The organism is Mesoterricola sediminis (assembly GCF_030295425.1).
In the GTDB taxonomy this organism is placed as follows: Bacteria; Acidobacteriota; Holophagae; order Holophagales; family Holophagaceae; genus Mesoterricola; species Mesoterricola sediminis.
In genome coordinates, this window is record NZ_AP027081.1 from 1,987,921 (window position 1) to 2,006,661 (window position 18,741).

Below are 18,741 nucleotides of genomic sequence, written 5' to 3' on the forward strand. Positions count from 1 at the left end.
CACCTCAGGTGAGGACCGGCTCCAGGAGCAGGTCGTAGGCGGGGACGGTGAGGAAGGGCTGGGGGACGCGGTCCAGGACGAGCGTCTCGAAGAGGTCGGCGGCCTCCAGGTAGCGGCCGTCCTCGAAGGCGTCCTCGCCGACTTCGGCGCGGATCTGGTGGAGGGAGAAGTCCACGAGGGCGTGGAAGAGGGGACGGTCCAGGCGGCCCAGGCCCTCGACGTCGGCCTGGTGGTTGATCCACTGCCAGGTCTGCATGCGGCAGATCTCGGCGGTGGCGGCGTCCTCCATGAGCCCGTAGAGGGCGACGCAGCCGTGGCCGCGCAGCCAGGATTCCAGGTACCGGATGCCGACCTTGAGGTTGTGGCGGAGGCCCCGCTCCGTGCGGGGGCCTGAGGGGACTTCCAGGAGTTCGGCCGCGGCCACGGGGCCGGGCACCACGTGGAGCTGGTTGGGGCCCCGGAGGGCCTCGTCGAAGGGACCCTGGGCGACGGGGACGAGGGCGGGGTGGGCCACCCAGGTGCCGTCGCAGCCGTCGGCCGCTTCGCGGCGCTTGTCGGCGCGGACCTGGTCGAAGGCGCGGGCCGTGCCCTCCTCGTCGCCGCGCTGGGGCACGAAGGCGCTCATGCCACCCATGGCCAGGCAGCCCCGGCGGTGGCAGGTGCGGACCAGGAGCCGCGCGTAGGCCTTCATGCAGGGCAGGTCCATGCGCACCTCGCCGCGATCGGGCAGCACGGCGCCGGGGTCCATGCGGCGGGTCTTGATGGTGGAGAAGATGTAGTCCCAGCGGCCCAGGTTGAGGCCCGCGGCCCGGGTCCGGTGCGCGTGCAGGAACTCGTCCATCTGGAAGGCGGCGGGGAGGGTCTCGATGAGCATCGTCGTGCGCACGCACCCCGGGGGCAGGCCCAGGCCTTCCTCGATGGCGTCGAGGACGTCGTTCCACCAGCGGGCCTCCAGGTGGTGCTCCAGCTTGGGGAGGTAGAGGGCGGGCACCGCGCCCCGGGCCAGCTGGGCCGCGGCGTTGTGCCAGAGGAAGAGCCCCGCGTCGAAGAGGGGGGCGGGGACGGGCCTGCCGTCCACCAGCAGGTTCCGCTCGGGCAGGTGCAGGCCCCGGGGGCGCACCATGAGGGCGGCGGTCCGGGCCTCCATGGCGTAGCGCCGGCCGGAGGCGGGATCCACGTGCGCCAGGGTGCCGCGCACGGCCTCCGCCAGGTTGCGCTGGCCGTCCAGCAGGTTCTCCAGGGAGGGGGCCAGGCTGTCCTCGAAGTCGGCCATGTAGACCCGGGCGCCGCTGTTGAGGGCGTTGATGAGCATCTTCCGCTCGGGGGGACCGGTGATCTCGACCCGCCGGTCCAGGAGGACCTCGGGGAGGGGGGCCACCTTCCAGGCGCCGGCGCGGAGCTCCGCCGTTTCGGGCAGGAAGCCGGGGAGTTCGCCCCGGTCGAAGGCCTCCTGGCGGTGCCGGCGCTGTTCGAGCAAACGATCGAGCTCAGGCTGGAACCGGCGGACGAGGCTCGCGATGAAGTCCAGGGCGGCGGGGGTGAGGATGGGGGAATCATGACCGGAGGCCAGGGACACGCCTCCGAGGGTGGGGACTGACGTGTGGTTCATGATAGGGCTCCAGGGAGAATTGATCTCAGTCACAAATTGACTTAATCTGGGTCCCACGCAAGGGTTCCTTCATTTCCAGTCCGTTGATTTGTCATAAACGGCAAAGTCCACCTCCCCGGTTTTGTAAAACCTGTCAAAGGAGTGCCCATGCAGGACGCCACCCCGAACCGCCCGGCTCCCCGCCTAGGGGCCAAGGTCCGGGCCCTCCGCCGGCAGGAGGGCCTGACCCAGACGGACATGGCCCAGCGCCTGGGCATCAGCCCCAGCTACCTGAACCTCATCGAGGCCAACAAACGGCCGCTCACCGCCCCCCTCCTCATCCAGCTGGCGCAGGCCTTCAAGGTGGACTTCCGCACCTTCGCCCCCCAGGAGGACGTGCGGATGGCCGACGACCTCATGGAGGCCTTCGGCGATCCCCTCTTCGACAACCTGGACCTGCCCGCCGCCGAGGTCCGGGAACTGGCCCAGGCCTGCCCGAGCATCGCCCGGGCGGTCTTCCTCCTTTACCAGGCGCACCGGGAAGGGAGCCGTCGACTGGAGGCGCTGGCGGACCAGCTCAGCGACGGGCAGGGCTTCCCGCCCGCGGCCTCGCCCCTGCCCTCGGAGGCGGCGGGGGATTTCATCCAGCGGGCCATGAACCACTTCCCCGACCTGGAGGCCGCGGCGGAGGAGCTGTGGGAGCGCCACGGGCTGGACCAGGACATGCTCTACCTCAAGCTGGTGGACGCCTTCCGTTCCCGGGGGATCGCCGTGCGCGTGCACCGGGCCTCGGAGATGCCGGGCATCCTCCGCCGCTTCGATCCCCACGGGGGCTCCCTCAGCCTCTCCGAACTGCTGCCGCTGCGGAGCCGGGCCTTCCAGCTGGCCCACCAGTGGGCCCTCCTGGCCCTGGACGGGGTGCTGGACGGCCTGACCCGGGATCCCCTCCTGCCCGAGGGCGCGGCCCGGTCCATGGCGCGGGTCGCGCTGGCCAACTACTTCGCGGGGGCGGTGCTCATGCCCTACGGGCCCTTCCTCAAGGGGGCCCGGAACGCGCGGTACGACATCGAACTCCTGGCCCGACGCTTCCAGGTCAGCTTCGAGCAGGTCTGCCACCGCCTCACGAGCCTGCGAAGGCCCGGGGAGGAAGGCGTGCCCTTCCACTTCCTCCGCATCGACATCGCCGGGAACATCTCCAAGAGCTTCTCCGGCTCGGGCATCCGCTTCGCGCGCTATTCGGGCTGCTGTCCCCGCTGGAACGTCCACGCCTCCTTCCTGACGCCGGGGCTCATCCGGACCCAGATCAGCCAGATGCCAGACGGGGTCCGCTATTTCTGCATCGCGCGGACCCTCCAGAAGGACACGGGCGCCTACCGGGGCCAGCACGCCATGCAGGCCGTGGGCCTCGGCTGCGACATCGCCCACGCCCGGGAACTGATCTACGCGGACGGCCTGCTCCTGGACCAGCCCCCGGTGCCCATCGGGGTCACCTGCCGCCTCTGCGACCGCACCGACTGCGAGCAGCGCGCGTTCCCGCCGCTCCACCAGGGCATCCGGGTCCAGGAGGAGGTGAGGCGCAGCAGCTTCTTCGCGCACCTGGGCAAGGGCGATTGATCGCCCCGTAAGCGGATGGGCCTGCAATAATGCAACATCCAGAATCCCCTCCAGGCCCCCATGTCCGGTTCGAACAGCTTCACCAAGACCCTGGTCCGCGTCCTCCTGGCCGCGGCCCTGGGCTCGGGCGCCGCCGCGCAGGAGCCCGAGCCCCCCGGGATGCGTCCCGTGAAGGTCTTCCGGGAGGCCGAGGGCCTGCCCCAGATGGCCATCTACGCGCTCGCGGCGGACCGGGGCGGCCACCTCTGGGCGGGCACGATGGCAGGGATCGCCCGGTTTGACGGGCACCGGTGGCAGTCCGTGGAGGCGCCGCCCAACGGCTACGCCCTGATGGCGAACGCCAACGCCATGACCGGCACCTCGGACGGGGCCATGTGGGTGGGGACCCGCTTCCAGGGCATCCTCGAGTTCAAGGACGGCCGGTGCCGGGTCCACAACACGGCCACCGGGCTTCCGCTGGACAACGTCAACGCCGTGCTGGAGCGGTCCCGTCCCGACGCCCAGGGCAGGCCGGTGATCTACGCGGCGACCTACGGCAAGGGCCTCGCGGTCTTCGAGAACGGTGCCTGGCGGCAGGTCCCAGGGGACCTGCCTGACGGAAGGCTCCACTGCCTCTTCGAGCGGGACGGCGAGATCTGGGTGGGCACCCACAAGGGGATCTGGATCCTCGGGAGCACCGGCTGGCGCCCCTTCGAGGGGAACGGGGACCTGCCGGACGCGGTGGTGCGGTCCCTGGCCGAGACCCGGGACGCCCAGGGCGCCCGGACCCTGTGGATCGGGCTGGAGCGGGGCGGCCTCTGCGCCGTCCGCGACGGGCGGGTCACGATGCTCCCCCTCAAGGCCCGCACGGGCTGCGAAAGCGTGCGCTCCCTCCTGCCGGGTCCGGGCGGCAGCCTGTGGGTGGCCCTGTTCGGGGGCGGGCTGGTCCGCATCGACGGCGACCGGTGGGAGATCCTGAACACCCAGGCCGGCTTCCCCACGGACCACGTGCGGTCCCTGGCGACCACCCCGGGCGGTCCCGGCGGCACCACGCTGTGGGCGGGCCTGGACGGGAAGGGGGTGCTCCGCCTCCACCCCGGCGGGTGGCGGCGCTTCGAACTGCCCTGGAAGAAGGCCGACCAGCGGATCCAGTGCTTCGCGGAGACCCGCGATCCGGCAACGGGCCGCAGCGTCCTCTGGATGGGGCACCGGGCCCTGGCGCGGCTCCAGGACGGCGGCTGGAAGGTCTACCATCCCGACCCCGAGGACAAGGCGGACTCGGTGCGGGCCCTCTTCGCCTTCCCGGGGGGGCAGGACCTCCATTTCGGCAAGGGCCAGGATCTGGTGGTCTTCTCCAACGGGCGCTTCCGCGCTTGGACGGCAGCCGATGGCCTTCCCGCCGGGCAGATCCGGGTGCTCACCGGCGTCCAGGACGGGGCGGGACACCGGCAACTCTACATCGGGACGAGCCGGGGCCTGGCCGTCTGGGACGGACGGTCGGTGCGGGTCCTGGACCCGCCGCCGGGGGACCCGGAATGCGCGGTTCGGGCCCTGGCCGTGGACGGCCCGCGCCTGTGGGTCGGCACCGACCGGGGTCTGGCCTGCCTGGAGGCGGGGGCCTGGGTGCGGCCGCCGGGCCTGAACGGCCTGCCGTCCGTAGGCGTCCACGCCATCCTGCCCTTCCCCAGCCGGAGCGGCCGGGGCCTCCTGGTGGGCACCTTCGGCTCGGGGCTGTGGGTGCTGGAGGACGCGGACCGCACCTCGCCGCCCCAGTGCTTCAACACCCGGAACACGCCGGCGCTGCGCCACGACTTGATCTACGACATCGTCGCCGACGGCCAGGGCCGCTACCTGGTGGACGGTCCCCGCGGCGTGGCGCGCCTGGACCCCGCCGGCTGGGCCTGGGACACCTTCACGGTCGAGGACGGGCTGCCCGGGACCGAGTGCCTCAAGGGGGCGCTCTTCCGCGACGCCGCCGGCAGGGTCTGGATCGGCACCGAGGACGGTCCGGCCTGGGCCGATCCCCGCGAGATGCCCCCGGACCGGACGCCCAAGGCGCTGGTGCTGGAATCGGCCACCGCCGGGGGCGCTCCGATCGGGCCCGGGGCGGGCCTGCCCCACGACGTCCGGGACGTGATCTTCTCCTTCCGGCTCCTGACCGGCCACCGGGAGCGGGACAGCCTCTTCCGGACCCGGCTCGCCGGGCTCCAGGACGCGCCGGGCGAATGGTCCCCGGAACCCGCCGCCCACTTCACGAGCCTGCCCTCCGGCGCCTACACCCTGGAGGTCTGGGGACGCGACTACGCGGGCAACGAGACCGGGCCGCTCCGGTTCAGCTTCCGGGTCGCGCGGCCCTGGTGGAACCGGCCCTGGGCATGGGTCCTCTACGCCGCCGCCGCCGCCGCCGCGGTGCAGGGGCTCCTGATGCTGCGCACCCGCCTCCTGGCGGACCGCAACCGGGACCTGGAGGCCCGGGTGGCCGAGGCCACCGACGAGATCCGCCGTCAGCAGGAGGAGGCCGAGGCCCTCAACCGCGAGCTCATCCAGCTCAACCTGGAGAAGAACAAGCTCCTGGGCATCGCAGCCCACGACCTGCGCAGCCCCCTGAACACCATCAGCCTCGTCTCCGAGGGGCTGGTCACCGGCGACCTGATGGATTGCCCGCCCGATCTGCAGCCCTGGATCCGGAAGATCTCCACTTCGGCCCGGCACATGACCGAGCTGATCGGCGCCTTCCTGGACGTGGCCGCCCTGGAGAGCGGCCGGCTGCTGCCGAAGCCCGCGGCCGTGCCGGTCGCCGAAGTCCTGGAACCGCTGGCGAGCCTCTTCCAGCCCCGGCTGGACGCCAAGGGGCAGCACCTGCGGATCGAGGCCGGGGAGCCGGGGTGCCGGGTGCTGGCCGACCCCAGCCACCTGCGGCAGATCCTCGACAACCTGCTCTCCAACGCCTCCAAGTTCTCCCCTGCCGGGGCCGACCTGGGCCTCGGCGCGCGGCGGTCGGGGGCCCTCGTCCTGTTCGAGGTCGCGGACCAGGGCCCGGGCCTGAAGGACGAGGACCAGGCCAAGCTGTTCCGCCGCTTCGCCAAGCTCTCCGCGCGCCCCACCGCCGGTGAGGCCTCCTCCGGCCTGGGCCTCTCCATCGTCAAGCAGCTGGTCGACGCGAACCACGGCCGGATCTGGGCCGAGAACCTCCCCGCGGGGGGCTGCGTGTTCCGGGTGGAGATGCCGGCGGCCGACTTTCCTGAGCGCGATGGTCGGGGTTGAAAATAATTTCAGGCATTTGAAAAAAATTGATTGAGACTGCGGCCCCCCGCATACTTGAGGGATCCCCCATCCGGGCTGTCCCCTGCCATCCGAGGTGCCGCATGGATCACAACGTCGTGGGCAAGAGCGTCCGAAGGCTGGACGCCGTCGCCAAGGTCACGGGCCGGGCCCAGTACACGGACGACTTCCACGAGCGCGACATGCTCGTGGGCAAGGTCCTGCGCAGTCCCCACGCCCACGCGCTGGTGAAGCGCATGGACACGAGCAGGGCCAAGGCCCTGCCGGGCGTGGTCGCCGTCATCACCCCCGACGACCTGCCGAAGATCAAGTTCGCCACCGCCGGCCACCCCTGGTCCCTGGATCCCGGTCACCGGGACGTCGAGGACCGGCTGATCCTGGCGGACAAGGCCCGCTTCGTGGGCGACGCCGTCGCCGCCGTGGTGGCCGAGGACGCCCTCACCGCGGAGAAGGCCCTCAAGCTCATCGAGGTCGAGTGGGAGGTGCTTCCCCACGTGCTCACAGCCGAGGACGCGATGAAGGAGGGGGCGCCCCTCATCCACGAATCCCGGCCGGGCAACGTCGTGAGTTCCTTCGGCGTCCAGTTCGGGGACATCGAGGCGGAACTGCGCGGGGCCGACCACGTCATCGAGGGCGACTACGAGACGAGCATCGTCCAGCACTGCCACATCGAGTCCATGAGCGCCTTCGCCTACGTGGACACCGACGGCCGCGTGGTGGTCAACTCCTCCACCCAGATCCCGCACATCGTGCGCCGGATCGTCGCCCAGTCCCTGGGCCTGCCCTGGGGGCGCGTCAAGGTGGTCAAGCCCTACATCGGCGGCGGCTTCGGCAACAAGCAGGACGTCTGCGTGGAACCCCTCGCCGCGGCCATGAGCCTGGCCGCCCACGGCCGGCCCGTGCGCTACTGCCTCACCCGGGAGGAGGTCTTCATCGACACCCGCACCCGGCACGCCATGAAGCTCCACCTGAAGACGGCCGTGACCCGGGACGGCGAGCTCCGCGGCATCCACGTCCAGGTCCTGAGCAACACGGGGGCCTACGCCAGCCACGGCCATTCCATCGCGATGTCGGCGGGCGGCAAGTTCAGGCCCCTCTATGACTTCAAGGCGATCAAGTACGAGCCCCGGACCGTCTACACGAACCTGCCGGTGGCCGGCGCCATGCGGGGCTACGGCACGCCCCAGATCTTCTTCGCGCTGGAGAGCCACCTGGACGACATCGCCCGCAAGCTGGGCATGGACCCGGTCGCCCTCCGCCTCAAGAACCTCATCCAGGTCGGGCACCAGGATCCGCTCACCCGGAACGTGGTGCGCTCCTTCGGCATCCCCGAGTGCATCCGGAAGGGGATGGAGGCCATCCGCTGGGAGGAGAAGCGCAAGGCCCTGGGGCGCCAGGACGGCCCCGTCCGCAAGGGCCTGGGCATGGCCCTCTTCGCCTACGCGTCGGGGACCCACCCCGTCGCCCTGGAGCTGGCGGGGGCCCGCATCGTCATGAACCAGGACGGCTCCGTCACCCTGCAGGTGGGCGCGACGGAGATCGGGCAGGGCAGCGACACGGTCTTCGCGCAGATCACCGCCGAGGTCCTGGGGCTCCCCGTGGACATGGTGCACGTAGTCACCACGCAGGACACCGACGTGGCCCCCTGGGACTCGGGCGCCTACGCCTCCCGCCAGACCTTCGTCACCGGCATCGCCGTCCGGAAGGCGGCCCTGGAGGTCCGGGCCAAGGTGCTCCAGGTGGCCGCGCGCCGCACGGGGCTGAACCCCGACGAGATGGACCTGAGGGACCGGAAGGTGGTGGAGACCTCGCTTGGCCGGGAGGTCTGCGCCCTCGAGGACGTGGCCATGGACGCCTTCTACGACCGGATCCTCGCCGCGCCCATCACCAGCGACACCAGCGCCAACGTCCGCATCAACGCCATGAGCTACGGCGCCACCTTCGTGGAGGTGGACGTGGACACGGAGACGGGCAAGGTCGAGGTCGCCGAGATCTGGAACGTCCACGACAGCGGCACCATCATCAACCCGCGTCTGGCCGAGGGCCAGGTCCACGGCGGGGTCAGCATGGCGCTGGGCTACGCGCTGCTCGAGCAGATGCTCTTCGACCCCCAGACCGGGAAACCCCTCAACAACAACCTGTTGGACTACAAGCTGCCCACCCTCCTGGACACCCCGAAGATCAACGCCGCCTTCGTCGAGACCTACGACGCGGCCGGCTCCTTCGGCGCCAAGAGCCTGGGCGAGTGCCCGGTGATCTCCCCCGCGCCCGCCGTGCGCAACGCCGTGCTGGACGCCACGGGGGTCGCCTTCCACCGGATTCCCCTTTATCCCCAGGCGGTCTTCGAGAAATTCCGGGAGGTTGGGCTGACCGCCCAGAGGAGCGTGGAGCATGTTTGACATCTGCGAACTGCATGAGCCGGCCACCCTCCGGGAGGCCAAGGAACGGCTCCAGGCCGCGCCGGACCTCCGGGTCGTGGCGGGGGGCACCGACGTCCTGATCCGCCTCCAGCACGGCCACCTCGCCGGGGCGGGCCTGCTGAGCCTGCGCCGCGTGCCGGGGCTGGACGCCATCCGGATGCTGGACGACGGCACCCTGGAGGTGGGCGCCATGGCCCCCTTCACCCGGATCTTCGAGGATCCCCTCGTGCGGGCCCACGCGCCGGTCCTGGCCGAGGCCTCGGTGTCCATGGGCGGGCCCCAGATCCGCAACGTGGCGACGATCGGCGGCAACATCTGCAACGGCGCCGTCAGCGCGGACAGCGCCAGCACCCTCTTCGCCCTGGACGCCCTCCTGCGCCTGGAGACGCTGGAGGACGCGCGCGTCATTCCCATCGCCGACTTCTACGCGGGTCCCGGCAAGGTCAACCTTCGCCCGGGCGAGCTGCTGACGGCGGTGCTGATCCCGCGCGAAGGCTACGCCGGCATGGGCGGGCACTACATCAAGTACGCCATGCGGAAGGCCATGGACATCGCCACCCTCGGCGTCGCGGCCCTGGCCAAGGTCCGGGAGGGCCGCTTCGTGGAGCTCCGCATCGGGCTCGGCGTCGCGGCGCCCGTGCCGATCCGCTGCGCCGAGGCGGAAGCCTGGGCCCCGGGGAAGCAGGTCACCCTGGACACCCTGGCGGAGATCGCCGCCCTGGCGGTGAAGCCCTCCCGGGCCCGCACGTCCTGGAGGGCCTCCAAGGACTACCGGGAGCACCTGATCGAGGTCCTCGTCCAGAGGGCCGTGGCCGAGGCCGTGAAACGCGCGGGGGACTGCTGTGCTGACTAGGAACAACGCCGGAACGGCAACCCTGAGGAAGATCTCGTTCACCGTCAACGGGAGGCCCGTCGCCATCGAGATCGACGTGCGGGAATCGCTCCTGGACGTCCTCCGCGACCGGCTCGAGTACACGGGCGTCAAGCAGGGCTGCTCCGTGGGCGAGTGCGGGGCCTGCACGGTCCTCATCGACGGGACGCCCGTCAACAGCTGCATCTACCTGGCGGCCTGGGCCGACGGGAAGGAGGTCCGGACCATCGAGGGCATCGCCCAGGACGGCCAGCTGTCGCCGGTCCAGGAGGCCTTCGTGGACGAGGGCGCCATCCAGTGCGGCTTCTGCACCCCCGGGGTCGTCCTGTCCGCCACGGCCATGGTCGAGAGCGGGAAGCGCTTCACCCACGCCGAGGTCCGGCGGGAACTGAGCGGGCACCTGTGCCGCTGCACGGGCTACCAGAAGATCGTGGACGCCGCGGAGCGCGCCCTGCGGGAAGCCAAGCAGCTGGACGAATAGGCGGTCATGGCCCGATCCCAGCTTTCCACCGGGGGCCGGATTTGGGATCCTGGAAGCACGATGGCATTCAGGACCACCAAGGCTTTCGACTGCTTCATGGCCGGACTCGACCCCGCGGCCCGGGAACGGGCCGCGGGGGAGCTCGAGGCCCAGGTACGGGCCCTGGGGGCGCTCCCGCCCGGGCCGGATCGGGCCCGGGAACTGCACCGGCGGGTGGACGCGGCCCAGGCGCGCTTCGCCGCCCTGAGGCCGGACGTGGCCTCCCGGGTCCGCTGCGGCAAAGGCTGCGCCCACTGCTGCCGCGTGTGGGTGGGCGTCACCCGGGAGGAGGCGGCGCTCCTGGCCCGACGGGTGGAGGCCGGGACCGCCGTGCCGGATCCGCGCCGGCTGCGGGCCCAGCAGGCCTGGACGTCCCCCTCGGACTTCATGGGGAAGGACCCGGCCGACGCGGCCTGCGTCTTCCTGGACGGGGCGGGGGCCTGCGCGGTCCACGCGGACCGGCCCGCCATCTGCCGCGCGGTGCTCGTGGCCAGTGATCCGGAGCTCTGCCGCCTCGGCGACGCCGCGAGCCGGGTCACGGCGGTGCTCAACCCCTACGTCGAGGTCCTCGTCTCGGCGGCCCTCACCCTCGACGGGGAGGACGCCCCGGCCCCGGGGCGGCACCTCGCCCACGAACTCGCTCGCCTGTTAGGAGACACGCCATGATTCCGCTGCCCTGGGACCTCCTGCCGGGCCGGAACCAGCGGCTCCGCCTCCTCGCGCACACCCGCCAGATCCTGGCGGTGATGCTGCCCCTGGGCGCCCTGGTGGGCTTCCTCGTCGGCCTCGCCCTGAAGGGGCTGGACGCCCTGGAGCCGCGCATCGCGAACACCGCGGGCCATGCGTGGCCGGCCCTGGCCCTGCCGGCGGTGGGCCTCCTCCTCAACGCCTTCTGGCTGCGGGGCACGGGCATCGGCGAGGTGAGCCTCTTCAACGACCTGGATCTCGCTCGGCGGGACCCCTACCAGGTCTTCCCCTTCCACCGCTCCATCGGCAAGGTGGTGGGCTGCGTGCTCACGATCGGCTTCGGCGGCAGCGCGGGGGTGGAAGGCCCCGGAAAGTGGTTCGGCGCGGCCGTGGGCCTCCAGTGCCACCGGGTGCTCCGCTTCCTGTCCTCCAGGGCGGGCGTCGTGCGCCGCCTGGCGAGGCCTCCCATCGTCATGGTGCGGGGCGGGGCCGCGGCCGCCCTCGCGGCGGTGTTCCGCGCCCCCCTTTCGGGGGCCCTCATGGCGGCGGAGCACGACGGGCGCCTCGCCGCGGGCTCCACCCTGCCGTGCCTGGTCTCGGCGGCCACCGGCTACTTCTTCTTCACCCGCGTCATGGGCACGCGGCCCCTCCTGCCGATCCCCGGCGCCTATCCCTTCGCCCTGCGGGGGCGGGAGATCCTCTGGGCCCTGGTCCTGGGCCTGATGTGCGGGTTCGCCGCCACGCTGTACCTGTGGCTGCGGGAGCAGCTGGGCCGGATCCTGGCGCGGCATCCGCTGCCCCTGCGGGCCCTGGTCGCCGGCATCGGCCTGACCCTCCTGGCCCTGCCCAGCCACCTCCTGTGGCACGGCTTCCCGGTCACCCAGGGCGGCGGCCTGGACATGGTGCGCCATCTGGTGCAGGGGGAGACGCTCCCGGCCGAGGCGGTGGCCTTCCTGGCCCTCAAGCTCGCCGCCACCGCCCTGACCTTCGCGGGCGGCGGCATCGGCGGCCTCTGGCTGCCGTCCCTGGCCATGGGGGCCGCCGTCGGCGCCGCCTTCGACGCCTGGGTGGGCCTGGGCCAGACCGGCTACTTCACCCTACTGGGCGCCGCCTCCGTGGCCGGGGCGACCCACGGCACCCTCCTGGTGCCCGTGGTCTTCCTGGCCGAGACGACGGGCCAGACCATGCTCGTGGTGCCCGCGCTGCTGGGGACGACGGTCTCGTACCTGGTGGCCCGGGAAGGCTCCTAGTTCAGGCCGATCGAATCACCTCGAATCACCTCGAATCACCGGGACGGCCTTGTTCCGATCCTTCGTGCTGGCGAGGGTGAGTAGAAAACCTCGGCGCACTCGGCGTACGGGCTCTTTACTTGCCCTTGCCGTTGCGAAGGTTTGGGACACGATCGTTCCTGTGATTCGATCTACCTGCACTAGCACTACTGTGTCAATAATCAAGCGCATTGGCCCCTCCCGCACGCCGGGCAACAGGATAGAGAGCGAATCAGAATTCGCTCAAGGCGCCTGCGCAGCGTCGTGATTGAGTAGGGCGAATGGCGTTCAGGCCGGAACGGGCCCATGTCCTCTAGGAAGGGGTCTGGCTCCTGGGGGTGCATGGACGAACTCAAAGATGGATTGGATCGTAGGGGGGGAAAGGCGGCTACGTTCCGCCACGATGAAGGCATAAGTGGCGGCGCATAGGCTCAGGTGGTGGTGAAGGCCCCTCCATCCGCGACCTTCGTAATGATCTAGGCCAAGCTCGTCCTTCATTTCTTGGTAGTCCCGTTCGATTCTCCAGCGGAGCTTTGTTGTTCTGACGAGTTGGGCAATCGGTGTATTGCTGGGAAGGGTGGAGAGCCAGTATTTCGTCGGCTCAGCCTCTTTCTCGGGCCATTCGATGAGAAGCCACTCCTCTGGGCGCAATTCTGCTTTCTCGTATCCCCTCCTCGCAGAATGAACGCGCAGCGCCACGAATCGAGATTCCATGAGACCGCGAGTGCCCTCTCCCCAGACCACCCGCTGCCAATCCTTTTTCGGCGTGCTTTCCGCCAAGGCTTTAACGGAGACGGGCTGGTGCTCATCATCGCGGCGCAGATTCTGTCCTGGACGCCCCTTTCCGCCACGCCCTCTCGCCGGCAGAGGGGCATTTCCATTAGCCCATACCAAAGCTGTTTTCGCGATGCCTACGGCATAGACCAAATTGCGCTCGGATAACGCTTCACGAAATGCGCCGCAGTCTCCATATCCAGCATCCGCCAACACGGGGAGGTCGGGGACCTGATCCTGTCTTTGGGCATCGATCAGCGCCAACGCTATCTGCCACTTGGGCATGAACACGACTTCCTTTGGAACCCCAGCCCCATCACGCCGGTCCCGGTCATTCGCCCAGGCTTCTGGAAGGTACAGGCGGAAACCCACCGGCACGCTGGCCCAGCGAGAGGCCATGGACAAGCTGACCACGTTCTGGCAATTGGCCGTCTTTCCGAATGGACCGCAATACTGGTGGCCAACTCCGACTGAATGCGTTCCTTTTTTCGGGAATGCAGTGTCGTCAACGATCCACGCCTCGATAGGCCCTTGGATTTCCATGGCCTCGCGGGCATAGGACCTGACAACACGAAGAACTGCTTCATCGCTCCAGGACGCTTGGGCCACCAAGTGATGCAGGGACTGGTGCCGAGCCTGAACGTGGGCCGGATCCAACCTGGCAGCCATTGGCTCGATGCTCTTTCTGTCTCCCGGAAGAATCAAGCCCTGACAATACAACGTCAAAGGAGCCCGCCGATCGGCATGGCCAACAGCCTTAACTAACTGATCAGCGTATGCATCAAACCGCGCCCGACTTTCGATGGATTCGCTCATAGATAGCCCCACCTTAGAACATAGGCAGGACGTTCTGCTCGTCAAGCTTTATGACACAGTAGTGCTAGGCTGTGTTCGGAATCTATAGATTAGATAAATAGTTGACTTGTACTCATACGTAAAGGCTCGTACACCACGAATTTTCCTGGGGTAACGATGCCGAGACGTTTCCTGACCGATGCCATGTGGGCAAAGCTTGAACCGCTCCTTCCGCCAGAGCGTGGAGGGATGGGGCGATCCCGTCACCCCAACCGTCCCATGGTGGAGGCGATCCTGTGGAGGCACAGGACTGGGGCGCCGTGGAGGGACCTGCCGGAGGAATTTGGACCTTGGAGAAGCGTGTACACGCGATTTGAGGCCTGGACCAAGCGCGGCGTGTGGCAAAGGATCCTGGAGTTCCTGCGCAAGGAAGCCGACCTGGAGTGGGTCATGCTGGATGGCACCATCATTCGCGCTCATCAACCTTCAGCAGGCAAAAGGGGGGGCTCTGGAACCAGGCGCTCGGACGATCTCGGGGTGGATGCTCGACCAGGATCCATTTGATCTGCGATGCCCACGGTAATCCTTTGGATTTCCTGGTCACTCCGGGGCAAGCCCATGAAAGCCGGTCTGCTGAAGGATTGCTGTGCGGTTGGCAGGCAGAGTACGGGTTCGGAGATCGGGCCTACGATGGGAACCCGGTAAGGAAGGCGATCGAGGCCATGGGTGCGACAGCCGTCATCCCACCTCATCCCCGGCGCAAGAATCCGGCGGCCTGGGACTCACACCTATACAAGGCCCGCCATGCCATCGAGCATGGGTTCGCCAAGCTCAAACAGTTCAGGGCGCTGGCCACCAGGTTCGACAAAACGGCGCGAAGTTTCTCAGCCCAGGTGGCTTTGGCCTGCATCGTGATCTGGCTGAGGCTATGAGCGGAGGGTGACAAGCGTTCCGGATCCTCATTGATCCTATGAAACGCGGAGGCGCGGAGGATCTCGCAGAGGGTCGCGGAGGAAAGCGCTCCTGGAACCTGCCCCTGGATATCGAGTGGAGGGGGCTTGTGGTTGAGCGGGCCTACCGGCTGGATTTGCTGGTTGACGACCTCGTGGTCGTGGAGGCTAAGGCGGTCGAGAAACTGATGGATGCCCACTTCGCGCAACTGAACACCCAGCTGCGTTTCAGCGGAATGGAGGTCGGCCTGCTCCTCAATTTCCATCAGTGGCCTTTCAAAGACGGTGGAATCAAGCGGGTGATACATCCAAGGGCTTGATCCTTTCTCCGCGAGCCTCAGCGAGATCCTCCGCGCCTCCGCGTTCCAATAGGATGCTGCGAATGCGCGGCGCCATCAGGCACTGCAGCACAGACTCACTATTCCAGCTCCTTCATGCTCCGGCACGGATGGGTATTAGCCATTACTATCCTAGATTACGAACACACCCTAGTAGAGGAACATGGGTTTCCCCTCGACATGCCGGACCTTGGGGCGGTAGTTCTCCTTGTCGTAGAGTTCGGCGACGTCCACGCGCTTGAGGCCCTGGGTGATGGTCGACATGGGGACGCTGGTGTAGGTGCCGTTGCGCAGGGCCACGAGGCGGTTGCGCTCGCCGCCCTTGATGATGTTGATGGCGACGTTGGCGAAGTTGACGGCGACCATGAGGTCCAGGCTGTCGGGGGCCCCGGAGCGCATGAGGTAGCTCACCTGCTGGTTGAGCACGTCCTGGCCGGTGAGCTTCTTCATGGCCTCGCCCAGGATGTGGCCGATGCCGCCGAGCTTCTTGTGGCCGTAGGCGTCCTCCTCCCCGTACTCCACGGGGACGCCACCGGCCATGTGGGCGCCCTCGCTCACGGTGATCATGGCGTAGTTGCTGGGGTTGTTCCGCTTGTCGGACATGATCTTCTCGGCGACCCTCACGGGGTCGAAGGGGACCTCGCTGATGAGGGCCCGGTCGACGCCGGCGAGGTACGAGGCGAGAAGGGAGGTCTCCCCGGAGTTCCGGCCGAAGAGCTCCACGATGGCGATGCGCTCGTGGGAGCCCGCGGAGGTGCGGAGCTGGTGGATGAACTCGACGCTCCGGGTGACGGCGGTGGAGAAGCCGATGCAGTAGTCCGTCCCGAAGATGTCGTTGTCCATGGTCTTGGGGATGGCGACGGTGGAGACGCCCTCCTGGTGCATCCGCTCGCCGTACGACAGGGTGTCGTCCCCGCCGATGGGGATGAGGATGTCGATGCCCAGGTGCTCGATCACCTTGAGGACGTGATCGGTGAAGTCGAAGGGCCCCTGCTGGTCGAGCTCGATCCGGCCCTTGAGGAAGTCGGGGACGTCCTTGAGGCGGACCTTGGCGGGGTTGGTGCGGCTGGTGTGGAGGAAGGTGCCGCCGGTGCGGTCCACGGTGCGCGTGTTCAGCTTGTCCAGCGTCATCACGCAGCGGAAGTGGGATTCGGGGTCGTCCAGGTTGTATTCCAGGAGGCCCGCCCAGCCCCGGCGGATGCCGAGGACCTCGAAGCCCTCCTCGTTGGCGCGCTGGACGAGCATCTTGATGCAGGGATTCAGGCCGGGGACATCGCCTCCGCCGGTCAGGACGCCGATGCGCATGGGTCGCCTCCTCGAGAGCCTATGCTACCCGTTCACGTGGCGGAGGGTGGCCTCCGGATACCGGAGCCCGGCGGCGGCCCCCATGGGGAGGATCGCCTCGAGGCCCGCCAGGTCCTCGGGGGTCAGCCGGAGGTCCAGCGCCGCCACGTTCTGGGCCAGGTGGGCCCGCTTCGTGGTGCCGGGGATGGGCACGATGTCCTCGCCCTGGGCCAGCACCCAGGCCAGGGCCAGCTGTCCGGCCCCCACGCCCCGGGCCGCGGCCAGGCGCTCCACCTCGGCCACCAGGGCCAGGTTGCGCCCGAAGTTCTCGCCCTGGAAGCGGGGGGCGTTCCGCCGGTAGTCGCCCTCGGGCAGGTCCTCGGGGCGCTTGAACCGGGCCGTCAGGAAGCCCCGGCCGAGGGGGCTGTAGGCCACGAAGGTGACGCCGAGCTCGCGGCAGGCGGGGAGGATCTCCGCCTCGGGGTCGCGGGTCCAGAGGGAGTACTCGGTCTGCAGGGCGGCGATGGGATGGACGGCGTGGGCCCGGCGGAGGGTCGCGGGGGAGGCCTCGGACAGGCCGAGGAAGCGCACCTTGCCCGCCGCCACCAGGTCGGCCATGGCCCCCACGGTCTCCTCGATGGGCACGGTGCGGTCCACCCGGTGCTGGTAGTAGAGGTCGATGACGTCCACGCCGAGGCGGCGCAGGCTGGCGTCGCAGCAGGCCTTGACGTAGTCGGGGCGCCCGTTCACGCCCAGGAAGGCCCCGTCCTCCCCCCGCACGTTGCCGAACTTGGTGGCCAGCACCACCTCCCGCCGGCGGCCCCGGATCGCGCGGCCCACCAGCTCCTCGTTGGTCCAGGGGCCGTACATGTCCGCGGTGTCCAGGAAGGTGACGCCCAGGTCCAGGGCCTGGTGCAGGGTGGCCACGGATTCGGCTTCGTCCGCCCCCTTGTAGAACTCGCTCATGCCCATGCACCCCAGGCCGAGGGCCGAAACCCGCAGGCCGGTGCGTCCAAGCGCTCGCATTTCCATGGGATCCTCCGGGATTCGCGCGAGCAGCATAGCAAAAAGGCAGCTCATTAAGACTTTAATGGATACACTGGGGGCTTCCGGGAGGTGGGGGATGGCGCTCGCTCGGTCCAGGATCACAGCGCAGGGACAGGTGTCCGTGCCAGCGGCGGTCATGCGCAAGTTCGGGCTGGCGCCGGGGGATTACATCGACTGGGAGGGCCGGGACGGCCAGCTGCAGGTTCGCAAGGTCGGCGCCTTCTCCCTGGGCGATGTGGCCACGGCCCTGGGCATCCAGGAGGGCGTCCTCCACAAGACGGGGCCGGAGCTGCTGGAAGGGGTCAAGGAACGCATGAGGCGGCGCCATGCGCTCCGTTGACGCCTCCCTCCTCGTGGCGGCCCTCGCGGGCGGCCCCGGCGGCGCCGCCGCCGAGGCCTTCATCCGGACCGAGGGGCCGGTGTGGATCTCCCAGGTGGTGCTGGCCGAGGCGGTGCGGGTCCTGGAGGGGGGCTACGGCCGCACCCGGGACCAGCTGGGGCTGGCCCTGGAGCGGCTGCTGGACAACCGGGACCTGGTCGTGGACGAGCCCGGCTCCGCCCGGGCGGCCCTGGCCCTCTACCGGCAGGGCCTGGATTTCGAGGACGCCCTGGCCCTGGAGACGGCGCGGCGGGCGGGTCATCTGCCCATGGCCACCCTGCGGACGGCCCTGGGGGGCGTTGCGGGCGCCTTCATCCCTGGGGCATAGTGGGGACATCAGGAGGACCCATGCGAATCCGTGCCCTGGCCCTGGCCCTGGCGGCCGTCTCCGCCTTCGCCGCCAACCCCAAGGTCAAGTTCACCACCACCCTCGGCGCCTTCACCGTGGAGCTGGCCCCGGAGGCCGCCCCGAAGACCGTCGAGAACTTCCTCGGCTATGTGAAGAGCGGCCACTACAAAGGCACCACGTTCCACCGGGTCATCTCCAAGTTCATGATCCAGGGCGGCGGGATGACCAAGGACGGGGTCGAGAAGCCCACCCGGAAGCCCGTGGAGAACGAGGCCCGGGCCTCCAAGGAGAAGGGCCTCCTCAACGTGCGGGGCTCCCTCGCCATGGCCCGCACCCGGGACCCCCACAGCGCCACGGCCCAGTTCTTCGTGAACGTGGTGGACAATCCCTTCCTGGACAGCCCCGGGCAGGACGGCTGGGGCTACTGCGTCTTCGGCAAGGTGGTCGAGGGCATGGAGACGGTGGACAGGATCAAGGCCGTCAAGACCCTCCCCGGCGACCGCCCGGAGACCCCCGTGGTCATCACCGACGCGCGCATCGAGGGCGCCCCCGCCCCGGCGAAGAAGGCCCCGGGGAGGAAGCGCAAGTAGGGTCGG

15 protein-coding genes and 1 pseudogene are annotated in these 18,741 nt (G+C 69.3%); 12 read left to right on the forward strand and 4 right to left on the reverse strand.

Translation table 11 applies throughout. The annotated features are described in order from the left end of the window. Positions 1 to 4: 4 nt before the first annotated feature. Positions 5 to 1,609, reverse strand: a complete 1,605-nt coding sequence (aceB, locus tag R2J75_RS08790) for a malate synthase A (protein ID WP_243333776.1) — start codon at positions 1,607 to 1,609, stop codon at positions 5 to 7. A gap of 147 nt (positions 1,610 to 1,756) precedes the next feature. Between aceB and R2J75_RS08795 the strand changes: the two genes are divergently transcribed. The 7 genes from R2J75_RS08795 (at position 1,757) to R2J75_RS08825 (ending at position 12,211) form a co-directional block, all read left to right on the forward strand. Next, positions 1,757 to 3,202 carry a helix-turn-helix domain-containing protein gene (locus R2J75_RS08795; protein WP_243333778.1) on the forward strand — a complete coding sequence of 482 codons (1,446 nt, stop codon included), beginning with the start codon at positions 1,757 to 1,759 and terminating at the stop codon, positions 3,200 to 3,202. 60 nt (positions 3,203 to 3,262) lie between these two features. Then, positions 3,263 to 6,445, forward strand: a complete 3,183-nt coding sequence (locus tag R2J75_RS08800; RefSeq protein ID WP_316411510.1) for an ATP-binding protein — start codon at positions 3,263 to 3,265, stop codon at positions 6,443 to 6,445. 101 nt (positions 6,446 to 6,546) lie between these two features. Beyond that, positions 6,547 to 8,862 (forward strand): xanthine dehydrogenase molybdenum-binding subunit XdhA, encoded by a 2,316-nt coding sequence (gene xdhA / locus R2J75_RS08805; RefSeq protein ID WP_243333783.1) that lies wholly within the window; start codon positions 6,547 to 6,549, stop codon positions 8,860 to 8,862. After that, complete coding sequence (gene xdhB / locus R2J75_RS08810) at positions 8,855 to 9,736, forward strand: xanthine dehydrogenase FAD-binding subunit XdhB (RefSeq protein WP_243333785.1); 882 nt, start codon at positions 8,855 to 8,857, stop codon at positions 9,734 to 9,736. The genes xdhA and xdhB overlap by 8 nt, the downstream gene beginning before the upstream one ends. After that, a complete protein-coding gene (gene xdhC / locus R2J75_RS08815) occupies positions 9,726 to 10,235 on the forward strand; it encodes a xanthine dehydrogenase subunit XdhC (protein ID WP_243333788.1) in 510 nt (169 codons plus the stop codon). Before xdhB ends, xdhC begins: the two co-directional genes overlap by 11 nt. A gap of 60 nt (positions 10,236 to 10,295) precedes the next feature. Beyond that, positions 10,296 to 10,940, forward strand: a complete 645-nt coding sequence (locus tag R2J75_RS08820) for a YkgJ family cysteine cluster protein (RefSeq protein ID WP_279342121.1) — start codon at positions 10,296 to 10,298, stop codon at positions 10,938 to 10,940. Further along, positions 10,937 to 12,211: a chloride channel protein gene (locus R2J75_RS08825; RefSeq protein WP_243333790.1), complete on the forward strand. Its 1,275-nt coding sequence runs from the start codon at positions 10,937 to 10,939 to the stop codon at positions 12,209 to 12,211. The genes R2J75_RS08820 and R2J75_RS08825 overlap by 4 nt, the downstream gene beginning before the upstream one ends. A gap of 306 nt (positions 12,212 to 12,517) precedes the next feature. Here the strand turns inward: R2J75_RS08825 and R2J75_RS08830 are convergent, their stop codons facing one another. After that, entirely contained in the window at positions 12,518 to 13,819 is a 1,302-nt protein-coding gene (locus tag R2J75_RS08830) for an IS701 family transposase (RefSeq protein ID WP_243332134.1), read from the reverse strand. A gap of 183 nt (positions 13,820 to 14,002) precedes the next feature. On the opposite strand from R2J75_RS08830, the pseudogene R2J75_RS08835 reads away from it, so the two are divergent. Both R2J75_RS08835 and R2J75_RS08840 read left to right on the forward strand, forming a co-directional pair. After that, positions 14,003 to 14,727: pseudogene (locus R2J75_RS08835) on the forward strand (IS5 family transposase); the annotation flags it as partial. A gap of 41 nt (positions 14,728 to 14,768) precedes the next feature. Further along, a complete protein-coding gene (locus tag R2J75_RS08840; protein WP_316411511.1) occupies positions 14,769 to 15,068 on the forward strand; it encodes a GxxExxY protein in 300 nt (99 codons plus the stop codon). Between the two features lie 168 nt (positions 15,069 to 15,236). Here R2J75_RS08840 and R2J75_RS08845 read toward each other — a convergent pair whose 3' ends face one another. Both R2J75_RS08845 and R2J75_RS08850 read right to left on the reverse strand, forming a co-directional pair. Beyond that, on the reverse strand, positions 15,237 to 16,391 hold the full coding sequence (locus tag R2J75_RS08845; RefSeq protein ID WP_243334251.1) for a 6-phosphofructokinase: 1,155 nt from the start codon (positions 16,389 to 16,391) through the stop codon (positions 15,237 to 15,239). A 24-nt stretch (positions 16,392 to 16,415) separates the two neighbouring features. Continuing rightward, entirely contained in the window at positions 16,416 to 17,402 is a 987-nt protein-coding gene (locus R2J75_RS08850; RefSeq protein ID WP_316411512.1) for an aldo/keto reductase, read from the reverse strand. A 91-nt stretch (positions 17,403 to 17,493) separates the two neighbouring features. Between R2J75_RS08850 and R2J75_RS08855 the strand changes: the two genes are divergently transcribed. The 3 genes from R2J75_RS08855 to R2J75_RS08865 are packed head-to-tail and all read left to right on the forward strand — an operon-like array spanning position 17,494 to position 18,735. Beyond that, the gene (locus tag R2J75_RS08855; protein ID WP_279342154.1) at positions 17,494 to 17,757 is read left to right on the forward strand and encodes an AbrB/MazE/SpoVT family DNA-binding domain-containing protein; all 264 of its coding nucleotides are present in this window, start codon (positions 17,494 to 17,496) and stop codon (positions 17,755 to 17,757) included. After that, on the forward strand, positions 17,744 to 18,124 hold the full coding sequence (locus tag R2J75_RS08860) for a PIN domain-containing protein (RefSeq protein WP_243334245.1): 381 nt from the start codon (positions 17,744 to 17,746) through the stop codon (positions 18,122 to 18,124). Before R2J75_RS08855 ends, R2J75_RS08860 begins: the two co-directional genes overlap by 14 nt. 20 nt (positions 18,125 to 18,144) lie before the next feature. Continuing rightward, entirely contained in the window at positions 18,145 to 18,735 is a 591-nt protein-coding gene (locus tag R2J75_RS08865) for a peptidylprolyl isomerase (RefSeq protein ID WP_243334240.1), read from the forward strand. Positions 18,736 to 18,741: the final 6 nt, after the last annotated feature.

Coding starts and splice junctions, on each gene's coding strand:
- aceB (WP_243333776.1), bottom strand. CDS start 1,609: ATGAACCACACGTCAGTCCCCACCCTCGGAGGCGTGTCCCTGGCCTCC.
- R2J75_RS08795 (WP_243333778.1), top strand. CDS start 1,757: ATGCAGGACGCCACCCCGAACCGCCCGGCTCCCCGCCTAGGGGCCAAG.
- R2J75_RS08800 (WP_316411510.1), top strand. CDS start 3,263: ATGTCCGGTTCGAACAGCTTCACCAAGACCCTGGTCCGCGTCCTCCTG.
- xdhA (WP_243333783.1), top strand. CDS start 6,547: ATGGATCACAACGTCGTGGGCAAGAGCGTCCGAAGGCTGGACGCCGTC.
- xdhB (WP_243333785.1), top strand. CDS start 8,855: ATGTTTGACATCTGCGAACTGCATGAGCCGGCCACCCTCCGGGAGGCC.
- R2J75_RS08820 (WP_279342121.1), top strand. CDS start 10,296: ATGGCATTCAGGACCACCAAGGCTTTCGACTGCTTCATGGCCGGACTC.
- R2J75_RS08825 (WP_243333790.1), top strand. CDS start 10,937: ATGATTCCGCTGCCCTGGGACCTCCTGCCGGGCCGGAACCAGCGGCTC.
- R2J75_RS08830 (WP_243332134.1), bottom strand. CDS start 13,819: ATGAGCGAATCCATCGAAAGTCGGGCGCGGTTTGATGCATACGCTGAT.
- R2J75_RS08840 (WP_316411511.1), top strand. CDS start 14,769: ATGAAACGCGGAGGCGCGGAGGATCTCGCAGAGGGTCGCGGAGGAAAG.
- R2J75_RS08845 (WP_243334251.1), bottom strand. CDS start 16,391: ATGCGCATCGGCGTCCTGACCGGCGGAGGCGATGTCCCCGGCCTGAAT.
- R2J75_RS08850 (WP_316411512.1), bottom strand. CDS start 17,402: ATGGAAATGCGAGCGCTTGGACGCACCGGCCTGCGGGTTTCGGCCCTC.
- R2J75_RS08855 (WP_279342154.1), top strand. CDS start 17,494: ATGGCGCTCGCTCGGTCCAGGATCACAGCGCAGGGACAGGTGTCCGTG.
- R2J75_RS08860 (WP_243334245.1), top strand. CDS start 17,744: ATGCGCTCCGTTGACGCCTCCCTCCTCGTGGCGGCCCTCGCGGGCGGC.
- R2J75_RS08865 (WP_243334240.1), top strand. CDS start 18,145: ATGCGAATCCGTGCCCTGGCCCTGGCCCTGGCGGCCGTCTCCGCCTTC.